The organism is Azospirillum sp. B506 (genome assembly GCF_000333595.1).
Lineage (GTDB): Bacteria > Pseudomonadota > Alphaproteobacteria > Azospirillales > Azospirillaceae > Azospirillum.
Genome location: NZ_BADK01000482.1, coordinates 1 through 1053, shown reverse-complemented (window position 1 = coordinate 1053; position 1053 = coordinate 1). Strand labels below are relative to the sequence as shown.

Genomic DNA, 1053 nt, shown 5'->3' with positions numbered 1-1053 from the left:
GGGCCATCAGGGCGTTGTGGATTTCCATATACTTGCCCTGGCCGCGAGAGGCGATTGCCGCCTTCGACGCGACGACGGAGGCCGGACCCAGGATCGGGAATTCCTTCAGGACGAAGCGCAGCTTGGGATCGCCCTTGATCAGCGACTGGGTGTCGGCCTGCACCGCCTTGCAATAGCCGCACTGGTAATCGAAGAATTCCACCACCGTCACGTCGCCCTGCGGGTTGCCGGCGACCACATCGGCGGGGCTGCGGGTCAGCTCCTGCTTGTTCTCCGCCAGGGCCTTGCGGGCCTGTTCGGCCTCCGCCGTCTTCTGGCGCTCCTGCATGGCGTCGACGGCCTGGAGGATGACCTCCGGATGCTCCATCAGATAGTCGCGGACGATCTTCTCGATGGCAGCCTTCTGGGTGCTGTCGAAGCTCGACGATTGCGCACGGGCCGGAGTGGCGGCGGACAGCGCCAGCGCCGCGATGGGCAGGGCGAGCAGGGCGGAACGCAGGAACGGCAGGGCGGGGCGCATGTGGACGGTCTCCGAAACACGAAGGATATTGGGCCGAAGGCCGCCCACACTGGACCGACAATCCGGTCCGGACAAGCGCAAAACGCCTGCCCGGACCTCACGTTTCAGCGAGCAGATGCCACCGATCAGCCATCAGTGGGCGCGTAGCAGGTCGCCCACCGACAGCAGCGCCATCTCATCGCCGTCGGCCTTGCCGATGGTCCGGCCGGTGGAATAGGGGAGGTTGTTGTCGTTGACGACGACGATATGGTCGGCGTCGACGATGTTCACCCCCTCCGGCCCGAGATGCGGCATGACGAAGTGGCCTTCCGGCGCCTGCCCGGCACGGGCCTTGTGATCGGGATCGGCGATATCGGTCAGGTCGATGTAGCCGACCTTGCGGACGAAGCCCTCGGCATCGGCACCGGCGATGTCGATCTTGTAGATGCGCTTGAAGGCGGCCGGGGCGTTGAAGCAGTCCGGCTTGATTTCGCCCTGGCAAGCCTGGGTCTTCGCCCTTCGGTGGTGTCGTCGCGCTCGATCACAGGGCGCTG

At 65.7% G+C, this 1053-nt stretch carries 1 protein-coding gene and 1 pseudogene; both read right to left on the bottom strand.

What is annotated here, in order from left to right:
- Positions 1 to 520: DsbA family protein (locus I71_RS14455; RefSeq protein ID WP_042695553.1), on the bottom strand; the 520-nt coding region annotated here is incomplete at its 3' end.
- Between the two features lie 132 nt (positions 521 to 652).
- Positions 653 to 1053 (bottom strand): annotated as a pseudogene (locus tag I71_RS14450) (esterase-like activity of phytase family protein); the annotation flags it as partial.